Genomic DNA, 19,804 nt, shown 5'->3' on the forward strand with positions numbered 1-19,804 from the left:
TTTACACTTCTTCTTAGCAGCATGGCCTGTAGTAGGAATCTGGTTTACCGCTTTAGGTATCAGCACCATGGCGTTCAACCTTAATGGTTTCAACTTCAACCAGTCTGTAATCGACTCTAGCGGTCGTGTAATCAACACCTGGGCAGACATCATCAACCGTGCCAACTTAGGTATGGAAGTAATGCACGAGCGCAACGCTCACAACTTCCCCTTAGACTTGGCTGCAGGTGAAGTAGCTCCCGTTGCTGTAAGCGCTCCTGCTATCAACGGTTAATATTTTAGGTTTAACTGAAATAGGTTTAACTGAAACTGAATAGAAAAAGCCTCCCAATAATCGGGAGGCTTTTTTATTTGGTCTATAATAGAATACGTTGATTGTTTACTTTCTTGTAGGCGTTAAGATTTCATTTTTATTTCGCTTCACTTTTTAAATTTATGATTTGTGACTGCCAACTGTAAGCTCACAGCAAGCAAAATAGATTGATTTATATTTATTGATTTATTAACTGATTTAATAATTAATTTAATAATTGATTTGTGAAAACTATTTGATGATTACTACAGTAGAGTTGCAGCATACTTTTCCAAATCAAAAAATTTCATTAATTCTTCTAGCCTTGTAGCAACATCTGTGGGGGTAATAGATTCTATTTCTTCAATTGTTTGTTCATTAAGATATATAAATACATTACTTTTCAAAACTGATATTACTTCAGGGGGCAAACCTTGCAACTCTTTATCCAGTCTTGCCACGCGACCTTTGGCAAAATCGATTTGAAATTTTGCCCTCCTCAGCAAAATTTGTCTGAGATTTTCAGACGATTCTTTTAATAAGCTATGATAATTGTAATTATTCGCAGATAAATTTTGGATTAGTGGGATCGCATCTGGATTATCTTCTAAAAATAATAAAATTCCTTCTGCAAAATATTGTTTAATTCCTTCTATTCCTAATCCGCCTAAGTCAGATAAGGCAATAACTCTAGCAACAATATCTACTTCATTTCCTGGGTTATAAAGCTCGGGTTGGTAAGCGGAACTATCACTAACATCAAACATGCAAACAGTCGCATTTATTGCTTTACGAATAACCTGTAAATCTGAATTAGTAAATAAAGGAGTACGGTTGGGATACTTTCGAGAATATTTATTATTTATTTCTTGTATATAATTAATGAGTTTTATGATTGTGGCATTTTCACTGACACCAGTTTCCCTCTTTCTAGAAGCTTGAAAACTTGAAGCTGGAACAAAAATTTGCACCATGTCATGTGATATTGCACATATATCTATAATGTGCTTGGTTCGAATTGGATCGGGGGAAGAAGTATTTTGGAAAATTAGATCCCAAAAGGGTAAAATTTCTTGATAAATTTTTGTTGCTCTCTCCTGTACCGCACTTGCATGGGCATAGTTGTGATAGTAAAGCTTTTGTTTTTTTGTTTGTTTATGTATTTCTTTGACTGCTAAACTTTTGATTTCCAAAACAGCTTCAGCAAAAGAATTAGGTACTTGAATAGAGTTTTCAGTCCCTATTGTTTCTAGGGTTCTTGAAGATTGATTCACTTGAGTCATTTATAGAAATTCCTAATTTCGTATTTATTTATTATTTATTTTTGTTATTTTGAATTGAATACAGGCCGTCATCTATTCTTTTAATGGGTGCGATAAGCCGTTCACCTCCGGTGCCCCTCAGGCATGCGCGTGTTCGCGTAGCGCGTTCTTGGACGCATCCTGCGGATGAACGACGCGGCAAGCCGAACGCTGCTAAGCGCGTCTAAGCGATCGACCTCTACTCATGAATAAACAAATAACTAATTAATCTCCATTCTCATTTTCTGAAAATAAAGATTTTGTAGATATATTTTTTCGCTGTGATTTTCTTGAACTAGCAAGGAAGCGAATAAGAATTAATTTCGACAATAGGCAATTAGATCTGACTCGCAAGAGATATTTATTAATGATTATAAAATAATGGAATCACATATCGTATGCCATTTAGGCACTTAAATATATACATCTGCATTCTTAATGGCTGACAGATAGCAGGTAAGCGTCATTTCAAGTACCTGTTGCAGTCCACAATGCTAAACCACCGCCTTTACCTCTGGCGGCTATGTAATTCTTCTGTACCAAGAAATACGTAAAAAATGCTTGCTCTTTTAAGTTTTGTTGGTAAAACTTCGTTTCGCGTTCTTTTCCACCCCGAATATAGCCTTGATAGATCCTGAGCCCAGAGAAATATAGTTGCATTCGGGTAAAATCAAAAGCAAGAATATTTCTGTTCTCCCAAAATAGAACAGGACCTGTAAGAATAATCTTTAGGGGTCCTAATTCTACAGAATTTTCTACTCTTCCTTTTTCTTGCTCGGACTCTGCTTGAGAATAGGAAATTTGAATATTAACCCACTTTGGCAAAAACTTTCCTGCTCCTAGAATAACCCCACCTTGGCGCTTAATTTTCTTAGTTCCAGTGGTAAAACCTAAACGCCAATTTCCTAGTAATTGTGAATATTTATAACGTTCTTTTGCTTGTTTGGTTATTTTTTCTCGTTCAAGCAATGCTTCAACTACAGCCTCAGGTTTCGGGCTTGTTGAGGATGATGTACTTATAAATTCAAAAGCTTGCTCTAAAGTTAGGTACATTTGCTTGATTCGTAAAATTCCGAAGACTTAAATCGCGGGTAAAATTAGAAGCAGTTAGACTGCCGACAAATTGTTGCGATTTCCTGCAAAATTTCTATGACCCAGAAACGCGATCCTGAGGATTCATCAATCGATGCTCAGCAATCGAATAAATCTACTCACACTCAGACAGGTGATTCAGGAAAAGATTCCTGGAAAAATCGTATGTCAAGTATTTGGGACAAGACTACTGCAAGTTTAATGCAATTGTTGCCCCTCGAACAAGTTACACAAAGTGCTGTTGGTTGGTTTAGGGTAAATGAAGCTCAAGTGGCAGAAATTTTGGAGTCGGTTAGAACTAAATTACCAACAACAGAAGCAATTTTGATTGGTAAGCCCCAAGCAGGTAAAAGCTCCATAGTACGTGGAATTACAGGTGTTTCTGCTGAAATTATTGGTCAAGGATTTCGACCCTACACCCAGCACACAGGACGCTATTCCTACCCTTCAGATGATTTACCCTTGCTGATTTTTACTGATACAGTTGGGATTGGGGATGTCAAGCAAAATACTCAGTCAATTATTCAGGAACTTACTGAAGATTTACAGCAGCCAAGTCGCGGTGCCAGAATTTTAATTATTACTGTCAAAATTAATGATTTTGCAACAGATTCCCTCCAACAAATAGCTCAAGAATTACGCCAGAAGTACCCAGATATTCCTTGTCTATTAGCAGTTACTTGTTTGCATGAAGTTTACCCTCCCACAGTCGATAATCATCCCCAACATCCACCGGATTTTGAAGAAGTAAAACGGACATTTGCTGCACTTCAAGAAGCTTTTACAGGAATATGCGATCGCTCGGTAATGATTGACTTTACCTTGGAAGAAGATGGTTTCGATCCAGTGTTTTATGGCTTAGAAGACTTCAGAGATAACCTAGCAGAACTACTACCTGAAGCTGAAGCTGCTGCTATTTATCAGTTACTAGAACGAGAAGCAGGAGAAGAAATTGGCACTCTTTACCGCGATGTAGGGCGACGTTACATGTTAGCATTTGCCATCATCGCTGCGACCCTTGCGGCTGTTCCATTACCTTTTGCTACCATGCCAGTACTTACGGCTTTGCAAGTATCTATGGTAGGAATTTTAGGTAATTTGTACGGGCAAACCCTTAATCCATCTCAAGCTGGAGGTATTGTGAGTGCGATCGCAGGGGGTTTTATTGCACAAGCAGTGGGACGAGAGTTAATTAAATTTATCCCTGGTTTTGGCAGTGTAATCGCTGCATCTTGGGCAGCTGCTTATACTTGGGCTCTAGGGGAAGGTGTTTGCGTTTACTTTGGTGACTTAATGGGTGGGAAGAAACCCGATCCAAAAAAAATTCAATCCGTAATGGAACAAGCGTTTAAGGAAGCAAAAGAACGCTTTAAAGAAATTAGACGCTGAGATCGAATTTTACATCGATGCTTGGATTTACAGATTAATAGGTCGTCAAAAATTGTGATATCACCATTTTTATTAGCGATTTACTCTTTTTTCATCAATATGTTCCTTGTTTGTCACTATGTGAAACTAATATAAAAGCCATTTCATCTGTAGGGTTTAAAGCCGAGAGGGTGTATAAATGGCATCTTTAATTCAAAAAGGCTCAACTTGGAAGTACCTAGATGACGGTTCTAATCAAGGTACGACTTGGCGTAATCTAGACTTCAATGACAATAATTGGAAGACTGGCGAAGCTCAGCTTGGCTATGGAGATGGTGATGAAAAAACCACCCTGGGCTTTGGTTCTAATAGTAGAAACAAGAATATTACTAGCTATTTTCGGAAAAATTTTCAGGTTGAGGATCCTAAAAGTGTACAAGGATTAGATTTAAGCTTATTAAGAGATGATGGTGCTGTAGTCTATTTAAACGGCACTGAAGTATTCAGAAGCAACATGCCCAGTGGCGATATAAATTATTCTACCGCTGCCTCCTCTGCTATCAGTGGTGCTGATGAGGACACGTTTATCAAAAGCGTGATCGATTCAGGTCTTCTACGCCAGGGTGATAACGTCCTCGCTGTTGAAATTCATCAAAGTAAGGCTAGTAGTAGTGATATCAGTTTTGATTTGGGACTTACAACTAGTGGTGGTGGCGATCCTGGAAATCCTGGAAATCCCACCGGTGCGGTTCAATACGAGATTAACCATAACCCTTATTTACAACTTGGTGATGCTCCCCTCGATGGCTATGCTGGAAGTGAAACAGACCAAGTAGAAGTTCTCTGGCAAACTATTCCTAAAAACAGCAGTGTTAAAGATTCGTTTTTAGTTGAATATCGCCCTGATAATTCTTCAGCATCTTGGATTGCAGCCCCTCAAGTACAAAAAATTAATACCGGTACTGGTAACCGTGTTAACCATTTCACAGAGATTGATGGTCTGAAGTTCGATTCCGACTATGAATACCGCGTCAAACATCTCAATCAAAATGGAGAAGTAATCGAAACTTTCCAAAATAAGTTTCGTACTCGTTTACCGGTAGGCGATAAGAGTTCTTTTTCTTTCGCTGCTTATGGTGATTCTGCTTACACCAAAAATATAAATGGCTTCCGTGGGGTACAGGGTCGGATTAATCAGATGGACCCTGACTTTTCGATTCTTTTAGGCGATAACGTTTATAACGGTGGATCCCACTTAGAATCAGATGCTCGCCTCGATCCAGATCTTAATCCGGAAGCGGCAAAATGGATGGGTTCTCATATAGACTATTTGAGTTATGGTAACCACGATATTAGAACTGATGGTGGTGGTCCTTCAGAAGACAACTATTCCAATCCGATTCCCGTTGCTGGCGTTACCAGTACTGCTCAACTTCCTTCTAGCGAACGTCCAGAACACAATTATTCTTTCGACTATGGCGACGTACATTTTGCTACTTTCGATAGTAATAGTTTGAAGGATTCTTCTCGTCTTGATGGTCAGCTAGATTGGTTGGAGAAGGATTTAGCAGCCTCTGATGCCAAATGGAAGATCGTCTTTGCTCATCATCCTGTCGCTGGAGTGCCAGATAAACCAGAAAACCCTGGTGATAATTATTATCAGCAAGTCGTACCGAGGTTGAAAGCCGCAGGAGTAGATCTTTACTTGACAGGTCATTCCCATACTTACGCTTGGAGTTTACCGTTGACCGGTCAGAAAAATGGTAAAGCGACTTACGTCAACGACCGTGATAAAGATTATGCCAAAGGTGCAGGTCTAGTCCAAGTTGTTTCTGGGATGGGTGGTAAATCACTGCGTGGTGGTTCTTTTAGCAAGTTTCCCTTTATGGCTGCTGGATATACCCAAGATACTAACCCTGCATCGGAATTCGGTTTTTCCAACATTAAAGTTACTCCTGATAAGCTTACCATCGACTATATCGCTGCTGATGACGGCTCAATTATCGATAGCTTTTCCATTACAGATGACGAGACTTCTAACTCTGACACAACCGCTCCGACACTGGCGCTGACATCTCCCGTCGATAACGGTCCCAATGATTCTAATCCAGCCAACAATGCGCTCAAATTGGATCGAACTCCAGGAGAATTCCAATTCCAGCTTCAGGATACTGGTGATGGTGTTGATGACAAGAGTGTCACTAGCGAAGCATTTACTATTACTAAGGGAGGACAGTTAGTATCACCCCAAGACTATTCCTTCAGTTATGATGCGGTAAAAGATTTGGTCACCCTCAAATCTACTGGTAATGGATTCGCTGATGGTAATTACGAAATCGCAATTAATAACGGTACGACAAAAATTGCTGACCTCGCTGGAAATCAGCTCGCCTCGACTAAATTTACAGTTGATGTTGATACCGCAACCGATCCAGTTCCTCCCACAATTTCCAAGATAAGCTTCCAGCAGGGTCTAAATGGATACACTGGCACGCTAGATACATATATCCAGGAAAGCTCAGGCAATAGAAATCACTCCAGTGCTAGTTCCCTCAATGTTGACGGCAGAGATCGAGGCGGTTCTGTGCAGAGTTTGATGCGTTTCGAAGATATTTTTGGCGACCAAGCCGGACAAATCTCTTCTGGTGCTAAGATTAAATCTGCCAAGCTGGAATTGGAAGTGACAAATCGCGGCGATAGCATCGAATTTCACCGTATGCTCCAGGATTGGTCTGATAAGGATACCTGGGGAAGCTTAAATAACGGTATTCAAGCTAATGATGTAGAAGCAGCTAGCAAAGCTGATGCTATCACCGGTAATATTGATAAAGGCTTGCTGTCAGTTGATGTTACTGATAGTCTCAAAGCATGGCAGAGTAATCCACAAAGTAATTTTGGTTGGGCAATCTTGCCAACTGATAGTAATGGCGTTGACTTTAACTCTGCTGAAGGAAAAACAGCACCACGCTTGCAGATCGAGTTTGAAGCTAAGGGCGATCCAACCACTCCAACCACTCCAACCACTCCAACCAACCCGCAAATTTCTGGTAAAATAATTGTTGGTACAAATGCTGCAGATAGACTTATTGGAACACCTCAAGACGATCTGATTCAAGGTGGTGATGGCAAAGACATTATAGACAGCGGTAATGGAAATGACGTCCTCACTGGTGGTAGTGAGGCTGATACCTTTGTTTATAACAACCTCAATGGAGGGGTTGACACAATTAAAGACTTTGAAATTGGTAGCGATCGCATCGACTTAAGCAACATTTTCAAAGGTTCTATTGGTGACGACGATGGGGATGATTTTGATTTCGACGATTCTGTCAAATTTGTTCGCAGTGGTTCGGGTACAAAAGTACAAGTAAACCCATTTGGTGACGACGACGATTCTGGACAGTTTAAAACTCTTGCAGTCCTAGATAACATTAATCCCGGGCAATTGGGTCAGAAGCAGTTTATTATTTAAGCTTTCGCCTTTCTAAAACTTCAGATGACTTGGGGACTTTCTATCATTTGATATAAAGTCCCTTCAAAGAGTGCATAAGACCCGAACTCACTTTATCAAGTATCGCAACAATCAAACAGGTGCAAACCTAATATACGAGATAGTTCTTCACAAACCTTTACTCCTCGAACGCTATTACCTCTTTGATCAAGTGATGGTGAAAATACTCCAATACCCATCTTGTTTGGTACCACAGCAATAATACCCCCACAAACACCACTTTTTGCTGGCAAACCAACCTTATAAGCCCATTCACCCGCAAAGTTATACATCCCACAGGTGTACATCACCGATAGAATATCTTTGACATAGGTACTTTGAAGAGCCCGCTTACCGGTAATAGGATTAACACCTTTATTTGCAAGGGTCGCTGCCATTACTGCTAAATCTTGGCAATTAACCATGACTGCGCACTGCTGAAAATAAAGATCTAAAGACTCTTCTATATTGGGCTGAATCATACCAAAATTGAGCATCAAGTGAGCCATCGCCCGATTGCGATGTCCCGTAGCTCGTTCGGAAGTAAAAACAGAAATGTCAACAAACACATCGTGACCAACATATCGCCGAAACATTTCTAGCAATCTGTTTAAACGTTCTGTTGCATCTGCACCTTTAATCAGACTGGTGGTGGCGATCGCACCAGCATTCACCATTGGGTTATAAGGTCGTTTCGATTGTTCGTCTAAAATAATCGCGTTGAATGCATCACCTGTCGGTTCTACACCCACCCTGGTCAAAACATCGTCTCTACCACGATCTTCTAAAGCAAGACCATAGGTAAAAACTTTGGAAATCGATTGTATTGTGAATAATCGATCGCGATCGCCTATCTGATAAACTTCACCGTCTACAGTCACCAAGCAAACAGCAAATAAATCAGGACTTACTTTTGCCAGTTCCGGTATATAATTTGCAACTACACCTTTTTGCAGAGACTTATATTGGCAATGTAAATCTTCTACGATAGATTGCAATGATGATAGTACTTGTAAATCTTCTCTCACAACCATCCAACTAACAAATAAATTGTATTAATCGCGAACATCAAAATATTATTTTTGTAGAGTTTTCTCTGAGTATTCCCCTCGGAACCAAAAATCAACAAATATCATTTGTAGACACAGTTTTTCTTTCATAAAAACTTTATCTAAGCTTTAATTAAAATTTAATTTTCCGATCTTGCTACGCTTAATTTTATAACTCTATATTTCTATAGTGTTGAATTGATACTTAAGTACATTTTAATTATCACACATATAATTTTGTACTCAAATCGCATCAAAATGCAAACCTAATTCACACATCATTTTTCGTTGCCATGGTCATTTTGAAGATAGCCCCGAAGAAAGTGCTTTCAAGCATGATTCTATTGATGTCAAAGGATTATGAACTCATTTATGAGAACTATATACGTTCGATAACTATATGTTAATTTCAGTATTTTTCCAGCTTTTCAAACAGCGAATAACCACTTTTTAATAACTTATTTATATTTTTTATGAATTGTGTTTACAGGTTTACATATGACACCAATTATGACAGCCTAAAAGCCTAATACTTAACTGGCAAGTTAAATGTCAAAGTTTGTTAATAATCAATTAACATTGTTTTTTTTTATCATCAAAATAGTCAAAACCTAAAACCCCTATGGAAGAAGGATTTATTCTTGAAAATTAAATTTGAAATTGATAAATTAACCCTAGTTTACGCTAAATTGCCGATCCCCAAATTTAACAATTCGTGTTAGTCTGTTGCAGTTAATAACGGAAAGTAAAAACAGAACGAGTTCGAGACAAGGGGAATTTAGTTACGTCTGTCTTGTAACGTCCCGGAAAAATCAAACTTCAGTTCTTTGAGTGGATTAACATTCGGACGCATGAATCAAAAACATTTTTATTTTTGGATTTTAGTGGCTATGTTCGCGACTATATTGGGAACGCCAAGACTTGGTCGCGCTCAAACAACTAAAGGAAATGTTATTAATAATCGGTCAGCATCACCAATTGAGGCGAAATTGGTTGGGAATGAATCTCAAATTGAACCAAGTGCAGCAAAAAAATTAGTCACACAAGTGGTATCTCATAAGTTGGAAGGACGACATGCTGCAACAATTTACATTCGCCAAATTCCTGTTCTTACTTTCTTAGGTCAATCATCAGCAGTACCCAGTAATATTTCAGATACTTCTGTAAAAACAATAGCCAGTCTCTCTCAGACACAAACTAACGATCCAATTCATAAAGCTAATTTATTAGCAGAACGAATTAATCAGTTAGTTCATACAAATACAGATGCCAGTAAAATTACAGTTAATTGGAAAGGTGAGAAAAAGCTAGCATCTGCTGAATTAGGACAAAATAAAAGTTCATTTGTCAAACACTATAAAAACGATATCTTTGCCATCAAAACTAGCGATTCCAAGCTAGTAGAAATTGATCAATATACTGTTTTAGCAGGCAGTACAAAAAATTTAGCAGAAGATGCACTACAAATAACCAATCGCTTACGGAGATTAATTGGTTATGCTCCACCAGTAAACAAAGTTGAAAATTTACCTGTAAGGGAACCAGTTAAGGTTGTCGGAGAAGAAAATAAATCTAAGATTGTCGGTCATCATATTCGTAAAAGAAGGAATCGACGGAACCGAGCAAGAAGGGGAAGAATTCTAAGAGGTTGGGCTTCTTGGTATGGTTACGATGGTTCCGGTAATCGCACCGCTACCGGTGAAAGGTATAATCCTGAAGGTTTAACAGCCGCTCACCGTTCTCTCCCATTTGGAACGCGAGTTCGAGTTACTAATACCCGTAATGGGCGCTCTGTTGTAGTAAGAATCAATGACAGAGGTCCCTTCATTCGGGGTCGAATCATTGATGTTTCTGCTGGAGCAGCAAGAAGATTGCGAATGATTAGTAGTGGCGTTGCACCGGTAAGAGTTGAAGTAATCAATAGGTAGAATTACTTATAGTCGTTTGCTGCTTTTTAACTGCATCTATATATTTCTTAAACAGGGGTTTTTTAATTTAAGATCCCTGTTTTTGCTATTTTAATTATTCTTTTATTTTTATTTCTGTGGCTTAAATCCCAAGCCAAGCAAGGGTTTTAGGAAATTTTATTTTGTAAATACATGAAAATAACATTCTTTACGATTGTTCCTTTGGCGTTCAGTAAGTAAGGGTCACGCAAAAAAAAATTCATTAAACCTTAAAATTATATAAAATTAGCAATAAATCTTAGTTTTTCGAAATTATTTGGTATGAACTAGAGCTTATTTGGCTAAGTATCCAGATCCAGTTCGAAGACCTAAGAACAAATCTATAAAGTAAGTTAATTCAGCCTGAAATGAACACCCCCAGGGAAAAACCAACCACTACTGATAACTGCTTATGGAGCAATTCATAAATAAATCTATACCTAATTTTAAGGTAACCAATTAGCCAATGAACCACTTATAAACTACACAAACTCAACTGTTTGTAAATTTTATATTGATGGCATTCTCGCTCAAATTTTATAAACTAACGGGGAATAGATAGATTATAACTAGGGGTTATTTGTGCGCTTGCTGACGAGTGTTACAGCTTTACGCTGTTATGTAGCTCAACAAAAACGTTTGGCAACAAACTTTTTGCATTCAGAGGAAGGACAACTTGCAGAAGTTAGTACCTGGTTCCAAACTGCGATCGGTTTAGTCCCAACCATGGGAGCATTACATGAGGGTCATGTGAGTTTGATAAGGAAGGCACGACAAGAAAACAGGACTGTAATTGTCAGTATTTTTGTCAATCCTTTGCAATTCGGACCGAATGAGGATTATCAACGCTATCCTCGTACATTAGAGCAGGATGCACAAATTTGCGAAGAACTCGGAGTTAATGCCATTTTTGCACCAACTCCGGAAGAAATGGGAGTACCTTTGAAGAATATAAAAGGGTCTAAAGTTACACAAGTTACTCCGCCATCTGCTATGATATCTGGCTTGTGTGGTCGTTCTCGGCTAGGACATTTTCACGGCGTAGCGACGATCGTGACCAAGCTTTTTAACTTGGTTTCGCCTGACCGTGCTTACTTCGGTGAAAAAGACTTTCAGCAACTGGCTACAATCCAAAAAGTAGTGGCTGATTTACATTTGCCTGTGGAAATTGTTCCCTGTCCCACAGTACGCTTAGCTAATGGTCTGGCTTTAAGTTCCCGTAATCAATATTTGAATGCGTCCGAGAAAGAGCAAGCAACGGTTATATATCGCAGTTTGCAAAAAGCTAAGAATGCATTTTGTGCCGGGGAAAAAAATAGTAGCAGACTTATCGCTTTAGTGCAACAAGAGTTGGCAAAGGTCAGCATTTTATCTGTTGAATATATCGAATTGGTTGAACCGACTACTTTAATGCCAATAGAAAAAGTTAAGGAGAAAGGAATGCTCGCGATCGCAACTAGAATTGGTTCTACTCGTCTAATTGATAACGTTATCTTGCGCGATCGTCAGCCGATAGTCGCCATTGATGGACCTGCTGGAGCAGGTAAATCTACCGTTGCTCGTCAAGTTGCTGCTCAGCTAGAATTAGTGTATTTAGATACAGGAGCAATGTATCGGGCAATGACTTGGTTAGTGCTACAAAGAGGGATTACTCTCGATGATGAATGCGCAATTGCTGAATTAGCCGATAAGTATGAGATTGAACTTACCCCGACTTCCAATTTACAATCACCAGTCAAAGTTTGGATTGACGGAAATGATGTGACTCAAGTGATTCGTACTCCTGAAGTAACAGCAAATGTTTCGGCGATCGCGGCTCAAACATCTGTACGGAAATCATTAGTCAGACAACAAAAAAATTGGGGAAAGAAAGGTGGCTTAGTTGCTGAAGGTAGAGATATTGGAACTCATGTTTTCCCCGATGCAGAAATAAAAATATTTCTCACAGCTTCTGTTAAGGAGCGCGCTCGTCGTCGTCAACTTGACTACGAGACACAAGGTCTGTCTTCAATTAATTTAAAACAATTAGAAAAAGACATTGCAGAACGTGACTGGAAGGATAGTACTCGTACAGTTTCTCCTTTACGAAAAGCAGAAGATGCTGTGGAATTACAAACAGATGGTCTAAGTATTTCGGAAGTGACAGGAAAAATTGTGTATCAATATCAAAAACATCTATCTAATTTGTAGAATAAGAATAATAACGTTCTTTATCGATTCTTGTTGCTCCCTTTATGGTAACACTTTGATTAGTTTCACTTTTATGAACTAAAATTGGTCATAATTGGCACGCAAGTGTTTACTTCAAGACTTCATGATTAGGAGTAAGAGATAGATCGTAATTCGACTGACTTACACTTCAATTACAAATACACTACTGATTTCCTAAAGAGACCTAATTAGATCATCAGGGTTTACTTAAAGTCAGTAATAATACACATCACCACCATTCTATTAACATATCTATGAAAAAATTGGTATTAGACTAGTTTCGCTTTACTTTGTTTTGATTTAACTCTTTTGATTCAACAGGGAACTATCTGCAACCTTATTTGCCTGATAGAATTAATTTATTTTCTTGTTTGGACTAAATTCTTCAAAGCAAGATTGTCAATATATCAGTCACAGAAATTAGACAAAAAATGATAGAGCAGCTGGGTTGCTGACTATGAAATATTTTTGTCAAATATTCTGTTAAGCTATCTTGTTTAGCTGTTTGCCTAGCCATTTTGTACAAGGTTAGTCACAATACTTTTTGTCGAACATTGTGTTTTCTAGTGTACTCACTCTGGGTGATTTGAGTGTTGGAAGCAGGCATTGACCAATAAAGCAAAAGTCTTTGATAAAGATTTACCGGTGCCCCAAAGTTATTGACGGGGCACTAAATATTTAGAGTTATAAACCGCACAGACGAAAAATTTTCTTCCTCAGGCATATGGGAAGAACTTTACGGTTTAGTTGAACTGTTTTTGCAGTTTACGCTTAGTTTGCTATTAGTGTAAACTTTCCTTTTTAACAAGATTAAAGTGTAACGAAACGCTTTAAGTTGTTGTGAAAAAGAGTTAGCGTTTACTATTTGTATCACTCTTGGCTTGAAAGGGTATCAGTCTTTGGAGGGATGATTGGGGATAAAAAAATATAAAAAAATATAAATCAAGGGGCAAATGTAACATAAAAAAATATTGATTTGTATCCCCAGAACCTTGCCAATACTATATTTGAGGTATTTAAGGACCGAAAACAGTGGATTTGTAAAAGTCAATGAATCTAGAGTACTAATTAAAAACTATTGCACTATCGATCGCTTCACGGAAGAATAGAGTTTAATTAAAAAGTTATATGTCCCCAATCGTGGAATTAAGGTGATTCTTGAAATGTAACTGTTGTTTGATACGTACAGTTTTTACAAGACTTTAGGCCTTGACGTCACCTTTGGCTAATATCACTGTAAATGAACAGTAACAATTGCAAGCAAAAAAACAAGATTATATTCTTGTTCGCCACTTCAATAGCGGCTTCTGTTCGAATACAACAAGGTTTAAGCCTTGTCAACTTTTCACTGCGCTGCACACAGGCGCGGTTCTCAAACTACCGGAGGATTTTAGATGAAAGCATCTGCAAAATTCGATTTTGACGATGAGAAATATAATGCACTGCCTTCTCGAGTAATTCCCTGGTGTCAGATGATAAATCCTCGATACGGCAAAGATGGCATACAACATCATGGTTTGGCAATTAAGCTTGATAATGCCCATTCCGTAGACTTTCAACCAGACGATAACTGGCAAGAGGTGGAGCATGAATTCAGTTCTGGGGTTGAAAATGTACTTATTACAGCAACTCCAAAATTAGTACTAGTGCGTCGAGGACCATTATCTGTTAAAGATAGGGAAACAGGAGTCAAACTTGGTACCCTCAAGGAAAATTACGATGCTTTTCTAGCAGATAAGCTCAGGTTTAAAACTTTCACGCGTTATTTAGTCTTCCTTGTGGGAGAAAATAAAAAATTTCTACATAAAACTCCATTACAACTTACTCTTAGTGGTGCCGCAGGAGCTAGCTTCAGTAAAGCTTATTGTGAATATCAACAAGGTAAACCCAGTACTGGTTTTATTGCCGAATTAGAAAAAGCTTATGCTGGATATCGTCAACAGCCCTGGATACCTAAAGGTCCATTGTTCCATGCCCATGGAATTTTTTCTCCGATTATCGAATGTGAAGAAAGGGGAATCGCCACTAATACGGTCTTAGTTGCTTCAACGGTAGATTACAAACATCCAACAATTGCGACTCTCACCCAATATTTAATTGCTTCTGATTCAGAAGAATCAGCGATGATTTCTCAAGCTTTTGAGGAATACAAAGATTTTGCTAAAACTCCACCGAAAGCAGAAACTCAGAAAGTAGCGATGGCAAGTGTTTCTAGCTCATATATTTATCCAGATGAAGATGATTTTGGTTATCCGCCGTATTAAATAAAATTTAAATTATTATCAATTGACGGTTGATGCTTGGAAGTGAAAAAATATTCCATGTGGTTGGTCGTGCGTAAAACATAAATGTGAGATATCGTCTTTGTGCTTACGCTCTGCCCACAGTAATACTTTTATTAACAAAAATTAATTTCAATGGGTTGCGCACCCCTTCAGAAGATTTGCTGATAAGTGCGGGCAAAAACGCTTAGGCTAATAGGGCTCAAAATGGATTATCGGGATGCTGGGGTTGATGTTGAAGCAGGTAGAGAGTTTGTTGGACAAATTAGTAGCTTAGTTCGTAGTACAAACCGTCCTGGAGTTATTGGCGGTTTAGGTGGTTTTAGTGGTTGTTTTCAATTACCGACTGGTTTTCAAGAGCCAGTGTTGGTTTCTGGAACTGATGGTGTAGGTACAAAACTGAAAATAGCTCAGGCTGTCGCTCGACATGACACCGTGGGTATAGATCTGGTAGCAATGTGTGTCAATGATGTATTGACTTCTGGAGCTGAACCATTATTCTTCTTAGATTACCTGGCAACAGGAAAATTAGATAAATTACAGTTACAGCAGGTAGTTTCTGGAATTGCTGCAGGTTGCAAACAAGCAAATTGTGCCTTGTTGGGAGGTGAAACGGCAGAAATGCCAGGTTTTTACCCTGGAGGTGAATATGATGTTGCTGGGTTTTGTGTGGGAATTGTTGAAAAGAGCGAGATGCTTGACGGTTCTCAAGTGAAGCTTGGAGATGTTGCTGTTGCTCTTCAAAGCAGTGGTATACACAGTAATGGTTTGAGTTTGGTCAGAAAAATTATTGACGAACAGGGATTTTCTTGGAGCAATCGTCCAGAATCATTAGGAAATAAAAGTTTAGGAGAAGTTTTTTTAACCCCCACAAAGATATACGTTGACGCTGTTTTGGGAGCAAGGAAATCTGGTTTGAAGATTAATGGGATGGCTCATATTACAGGTGGTGGGCTTCCAGAAAATTTACCGCGTTGTTTGGATCGAAACCAAGGAATTAAGATCGATCCCAATAGTTGGTCTGTACCTTCTGTATTTCAATGGCTAGCAGATGTAGGGTCCGTAAGTTCCCAGGCCATGTATAATACTTTCAACATGGGTATTGGTTTCGTATTAATAGTTCCTGCGGAGAGTGCAGAACGAGCGATTAGTTATTTTCAGTCAAAAGAAATTTCTGCTTTTGCTATAGGCGAAGTAATTTCTGGTTCTGGGGAACTGGTGGGATTAGATTGTTGACACTCCCCAATGACCAAAACCTGGGTATTTTAGTGGATATATATCTGACAGCTTTGTAATTACCTATTACCCCTTTGGCGATGAATTTCTTCCCAAATTACTAAGTCTTCGGGGCGATCTATATCAGCTAAGGTTGGTAAATGACCTACAGCTAAATCGAGTTTTTTTGTAATATCCATAGTTTGTTGGAATACTTTTTCGGTTCCCCAATCAATATCTACGAACAATTCTGGAATTGATCGACACAAAGCAATTAAATAATAACCACCATCGATCGCTGGACCTAAAACCAAATCCTTGTCTGTTAGATGCTCAAAAGCCTGCTTCAAAATTCCCAGTTCGATACTAGGGCAGTCGGTACCAATAATAATTGATTTTTCTGCTCCATTTTGAAAAGCTTCCGATAGTGATCGCGCCATCCGCATTCCTAGATCGCCTTCTCCTTGTGGTTGGTAAACAATATCGGAACCTAACCAATCTTTCATTAATTGCGCATTACCACCAGCGAAACGTAACTCTAGTGATAAAGGTATTTGTTTTTGTAGCTGTTTTACCTTTGAGAGAATATACTCTGTCATTTCACGCTGAAGATTTGCAGCACCTTGAGGACCCAAAGCTGGTATTAATCGAGTTTTTGTTTTCCCTGCTTCTGGGTAGCGACTAAAAATAATCAAGTGCTGCTGTATTATTTCTGGTGGTTTTTGCACGCAATAACCTAATATATAAATTTCAAAATTATTTGAGATGAGATATGAGAGACGTACCACAATACGTCTCAAAAAAATAATAACAACATCGCGTAAAACCGTTTTATGTTCTCTGTTTCCTGTTCCCTTCTAATAACAAAAATCACCTTTACGATTGGGTTTATCCCGTTCTTTTGCTCTACGCATTGCGCCTAATATTGTTGAGACAAAGACACAACGTTTAGTTGTTCCACCATATTTTCCAGATAAAGTAATTCTTCCCAAGGGTGGTTTTCTCACGCTACCTCGATAATCAAATTGAATTTGTCTAAGACCTTGACCCTTAAGTAGTTGTAGAGTTGTTTCTTTATCCAAGCGGATATTAGGATCTAAACTATTCCAATTTATTCCAGAGGGGTTCGCAGAAACATGATGTACAGCCCATTGAACAATACCATTTTGTTCGCGAAAACTGGCTTGCCAAGTTTCTTTATTTTTTTGGGCTTGACTTTGGGCTTTTCGTAAAGCAAAGTAAACTCGATCTTGAGCAACGTCAAGATGGCGATTATTTAGGAAAGATAACCAACTTGGTACTGCGATCGCGCTTAAAATTCCAATTATTACAACTACAATTAATACCTCTAGCACTGTAAAACCGCTGCTAGAAGAAACTTTGTGTAGACATTTCCCCATTTCAGATATTCCACCGTGATAAATGCACCAATTTGGTAGATACAGTGCTGGTGAATATCCCTGATAATTTTATTGATAGTTAACTATTGAAGGTTTAGGTTAACTACAATTAGCGTCTAATATACTTTATTTTTTTACACACTTTCAAACCATGACATAGCAAAAGTTTTAGCCATAGCTAAAAAACATATTATTTTTATTCCTTGGGAGAGAGTTTAATACTTTTGACTTTTGATATCAAATCCTATTTTTAAAACCTCTTTATATTTTTTGGCATTTCCCCCCACATCCCCTACACTTCCCCTGTCATTCTTAAAAAATCAACCCGGATCTTGTCTGACTTCTCTTCCTGGGACGCTTACTTATTGAAATAACCATTTTTCCAAAGGTAAAAAGGACTAACAAAACTACTAACAAATAATTGCATTTCGCAGGCTGCTACTAATTCTGTTTTAACTTTAAATCTATGTTTACATAGATGTAGAAGTATTTTCTTAAAATCGTTCAGCATATAAGCAGTAAAAGCAAGTGGTTTTACCCAAGGCTGAATATTAATTGTTCGAGTGACATAACGACTGAGTCCTATACCCCGAAAAAATGGTAATAAATATTCTTTTTGCAAGCGCCACTTGGGTATTTTATGATAAATTTCCATTTCTGGGTTATACCAAATTTCCCAGTTTGCTTTTTGAATATAAGACAACATTTCTAAATCTTCGCCGGTGAGCATATTACCTGTAACTCTACCAGTCAAAATAGGTTTTTCTGGAATGCTTTCTAGGCAAGCTTGACGACGAACAACTAATCCTGCAGAAGGAGGAAGCAGTTTTGTTTTTGGTTCGTAAAATAAAGGTAAATTACCTCTTTCTGTAATCGCTAAAAATGGAGCTATTCGCTGAAAATTCTCTGGTGGTTCTATTTCCCAGTCTGGGTGAATTTGACTAGCAAATGCTCCTGCTTGAGGATGTATTTTTGCAAAATTATGAGCTTTTTCTACCCAATTTGAAACTGGATAATTATCGTCATCTAAAAAGCCAATAAGTTCGCTATTTGCTTCATCAATAGCACGTTTACGAGCATATGCAGCACCTTGTTTAGGTTCAAAGCAATATTTCAAAGGAAAATTATATTGCCAATTTTTCTGATAATCTTGAACAATTTTTGCGGTGTTATCATTACTGTTGTTATCAATAACAACAATCTCCCAATTAATATCTTCAGTGTTAATTTGTTGTTTTAATTTATCTAAAAGTCCTGGTAAGCGACTTTCTCCATTATAGGTAGGAATAGCAATAGTAAAATCTGTCTTGTTGTCAAATTTATTTTGAAAAGAAGTTTTATTTTCCATGGCACCATTAACTAAAAATAATATCTATAATCAAGTATTGACTATAGATGTTATTTTTGTATTCAGTGTCTTTTCTTAAATATTATTGTATAAAACTTTATATACTATTTTAATTATTCACAGTCTGTATCTTTTGCAGTTCTCATCCCTCCTAAAATAGTCTGTACAATTATACATCTTTTAACATCACTGGCTTGGGTTGATTTTCCTGCTTTAGGTATAGCAACAACTATCTTTATCCCATCATTTATTTCTGATTCTGATAAACCACCAATTTGGTTAAATGTAATTGCTTGTGGTTTTGTCTTATTATATTTATTTGCATAGGATATAGTTTTAGTAGATTTATTTTCGTCGGTAATATTACTACCTAGGATTATATTTTCTGTACCAACACCTACTTCTTTACCGAGAATTTCCCAATATTGATCCGGCTCGGAATCATTTGGATGAATAGCTATTTGTGCTACTTTTTTCCCATTTTTAGTATCTGTTGTTAAGCTGACGCTGTAAGGAAGTTTAGTCTTTTTCGCTTTTCTTTGAGCTGTTTGTAGTGCAGCTAAAATCTCATCATTAACTTTATTTATTTGTTGTCGATTAACAAAACTAAACCAACTAGGACCTACAATTGCTGAGAGAATTCCTATAATTACTAGAGCTACTAAAACTTCCAAAATTGTAAAACCACCAGAACTTAACTGATTTTTACTATCAGATTTTAAATCAAATAGTAACTGATTTATGATATTTTGGTTATGATATTTTATATTTATGTTGTTATGATGAAGAAAATTAGTTATTTTATTCATT

General features: G+C 37.8%; 13 protein-coding genes and 1 pseudogene. 7 read left to right on the plus strand and 7 right to left on the minus strand.

The genetic code is table 11. The annotated features are described in order from the left end of the window. Window positions 1-274: pseudogene (locus tag BC008_RS31770) on the plus strand (photosystem II q(b) protein); the annotation flags it as partial. A 284-nt stretch (window positions 275-558) separates the two neighbouring features. Here the strand turns inward: BC008_RS31770 and BC008_RS31775 are convergent. Together BC008_RS31775 and BC008_RS31780 are read right to left on the minus strand one after the other, a co-directional pair. Continuing rightward, entirely contained in the window at window positions 559-1,575 is a 1,017-nt protein-coding gene (locus BC008_RS31775; RefSeq protein ID WP_027842225.1) for a hypothetical protein, read from the minus strand. A 486-nt stretch (window positions 1,576-2,061) separates the two neighbouring features. Beyond that, complete coding sequence (locus BC008_RS31780; RefSeq protein ID WP_036264995.1) at window positions 2,062-2,646, minus strand: hypothetical protein; 585 nt, start codon at window positions 2,644-2,646, stop codon at window positions 2,062-2,064. Between the two features lie 96 nt (window positions 2,647-2,742). On the opposite strand from BC008_RS31780, the gene BC008_RS31785 reads away from it, so the two are divergent. After that, entirely contained in the window at window positions 2,743-4,074 is a 1,332-nt protein-coding gene (locus BC008_RS31785) for a YcjF family protein (protein ID WP_027842223.1), read from the plus strand. Between the two features lie 178 nt (window positions 4,075-4,252). Next, window positions 4,253-7,525, plus strand: coding sequence for a DNRLRE domain-containing protein (locus BC008_RS31790; RefSeq protein WP_027842222.1), 3,273 nt, complete (start codon window positions 4,253-4,255; stop codon window positions 7,523-7,525). A 95-nt stretch (window positions 7,526-7,620) separates the two neighbouring features. Here BC008_RS31790 and glsA read toward each other — a convergent pair whose 3' ends face one another. Beyond that, window positions 7,621-8,577, minus strand: coding sequence for a glutaminase A (gene glsA, locus BC008_RS31795; RefSeq protein WP_027842221.1), 957 nt, complete (start codon window positions 8,575-8,577; stop codon window positions 7,621-7,623). A 905-nt stretch (window positions 8,578-9,482) separates the two neighbouring features. Here glsA and BC008_RS31800 point away from each other — a divergent pair. The 4 genes from BC008_RS31800 to purM all read left to right on the plus strand — a co-directional run bounded on the left by BC008_RS31800 (window position 9,483) and on the right by purM (window position 16,267). Further along, window positions 9,483-10,520 (plus strand): septal ring lytic transglycosylase RlpA family protein, encoded by a 1,038-nt coding sequence (locus BC008_RS31800; protein ID WP_235595966.1) that lies wholly within the window; start codon window positions 9,483-9,485, stop codon window positions 10,518-10,520. Window positions 10,521-11,120: 600 nt separating this feature from the next. Continuing rightward, window positions 11,121-12,728 carry a bifunctional pantoate--beta-alanine ligase/(d)CMP kinase gene (locus BC008_RS31805; RefSeq protein ID WP_027842219.1) on the plus strand — a complete coding sequence of 536 codons (1,608 nt, stop codon included), beginning with the start codon at window positions 11,121-11,123 and terminating at the stop codon, window positions 12,726-12,728. Between the two features lie 1,415 nt (window positions 12,729-14,143). Next, window positions 14,144-15,013, plus strand: coding sequence for a DUF5895 domain-containing protein (locus BC008_RS31810; protein ID WP_027842218.1), 870 nt, complete (start codon window positions 14,144-14,146; stop codon window positions 15,011-15,013). 225 nt (window positions 15,014-15,238) lie between these two features. Next, entirely contained in the window at window positions 15,239-16,267 is a 1,029-nt protein-coding gene (gene purM / locus BC008_RS31815) for a phosphoribosylformylglycinamidine cyclo-ligase (protein ID WP_027842217.1), read from the plus strand. 59 nt (window positions 16,268-16,326) lie between these two features. Here purM and BC008_RS31820 read toward each other — a convergent pair whose 3' ends face one another. The 4 genes from BC008_RS31820 to BC008_RS31835 all read right to left on the minus strand — a co-directional run bounded on the left by BC008_RS31820 (window position 16,327) and on the right by BC008_RS31835 (window position 19,803). Further along, window positions 16,327-16,974 carry a TIGR04282 family arsenosugar biosynthesis glycosyltransferase gene (locus tag BC008_RS31820; RefSeq protein ID WP_027842216.1) on the minus strand — a complete coding sequence of 216 codons (648 nt, stop codon included), beginning with the start codon at window positions 16,972-16,974 and terminating at the stop codon, window positions 16,327-16,329. A 129-nt stretch (window positions 16,975-17,103) separates the two neighbouring features. Beyond that, window positions 17,104-17,646 carry a pilus assembly FimT family protein gene (locus BC008_RS31825; RefSeq protein WP_027842215.1) on the minus strand — a complete coding sequence of 181 codons (543 nt, stop codon included), beginning with the start codon at window positions 17,644-17,646 and terminating at the stop codon, window positions 17,104-17,106. Between the two features lie 358 nt (window positions 17,647-18,004). Continuing rightward, window positions 18,005-18,994, minus strand: a complete 990-nt coding sequence (gene hpsE, locus BC008_RS31830; protein WP_027842214.1) for a hormogonium polysaccharide biosynthesis glycosyltransferase HpsE — start codon at window positions 18,992-18,994, stop codon at window positions 18,005-18,007. A 113-nt stretch (window positions 18,995-19,107) separates the two neighbouring features. Continuing rightward, window positions 19,108-19,803 carry a pilus assembly FimT family protein gene (locus BC008_RS31835; protein WP_058184203.1) on the minus strand — a complete coding sequence of 232 codons (696 nt, stop codon included), beginning with the start codon at window positions 19,801-19,803 and terminating at the stop codon, window positions 19,108-19,110. Between the last annotated feature and the right edge of the window lies 1 nt (window position 19,804).

Origin of the sequence: Mastigocoleus testarum BC008 (assembly GCF_001456025.1) — a bacterium.
Taxonomy (GTDB): domain Bacteria; phylum Cyanobacteriota; class Cyanobacteriia; order Cyanobacteriales; family Nostocaceae; genus Mastigocoleus; species Mastigocoleus testarum.

Coding starts and splice junctions, on each gene's coding strand:
- BC008_RS31775 (WP_027842225.1), bottom strand. CDS start 1,575: ATGACTCAAGTGAATCAATCTTCAAGAACCCTAGAAACAATAGGGACT.
- BC008_RS31780 (WP_036264995.1), bottom strand. CDS start 2,646: ATGTACCTAACTTTAGAGCAAGCTTTTGAATTTATAAGTACATCATCC.
- BC008_RS31785 (WP_027842223.1), top strand. CDS start 2,743: ATGACCCAGAAACGCGATCCTGAGGATTCATCAATCGATGCTCAGCAA.
- BC008_RS31790 (WP_027842222.1), top strand. CDS start 4,253: ATGGCATCTTTAATTCAAAAAGGCTCAACTTGGAAGTACCTAGATGAC.
- glsA (WP_027842221.1), bottom strand. CDS start 8,577: ATGGTTGTGAGAGAAGATTTACAAGTACTATCATCATTGCAATCTATC.
- BC008_RS31800 (WP_235595966.1), top strand. CDS start 9,483: ATGTTCGCGACTATATTGGGAACGCCAAGACTTGGTCGCGCTCAAACA.
- BC008_RS31810 (WP_027842218.1), top strand. CDS start 14,144: ATGAAAGCATCTGCAAAATTCGATTTTGACGATGAGAAATATAATGCA.
- purM (WP_027842217.1), top strand. CDS start 15,239: ATGGATTATCGGGATGCTGGGGTTGATGTTGAAGCAGGTAGAGAGTTT.
- BC008_RS31825 (WP_027842215.1), bottom strand. CDS start 17,646: ATGGGGAAATGTCTACACAAAGTTTCTTCTAGCAGCGGTTTTACAGTG.
- hpsE (WP_027842214.1), bottom strand. CDS start 18,994: ATGGAAAATAAAACTTCTTTTCAAAATAAATTTGACAACAAGACAGAT.
- BC008_RS31835 (WP_058184203.1), bottom strand. CDS start 19,803: ATGAATAAAATAACTAATTTTCTTCATCATAACAACATAAATATAAAA.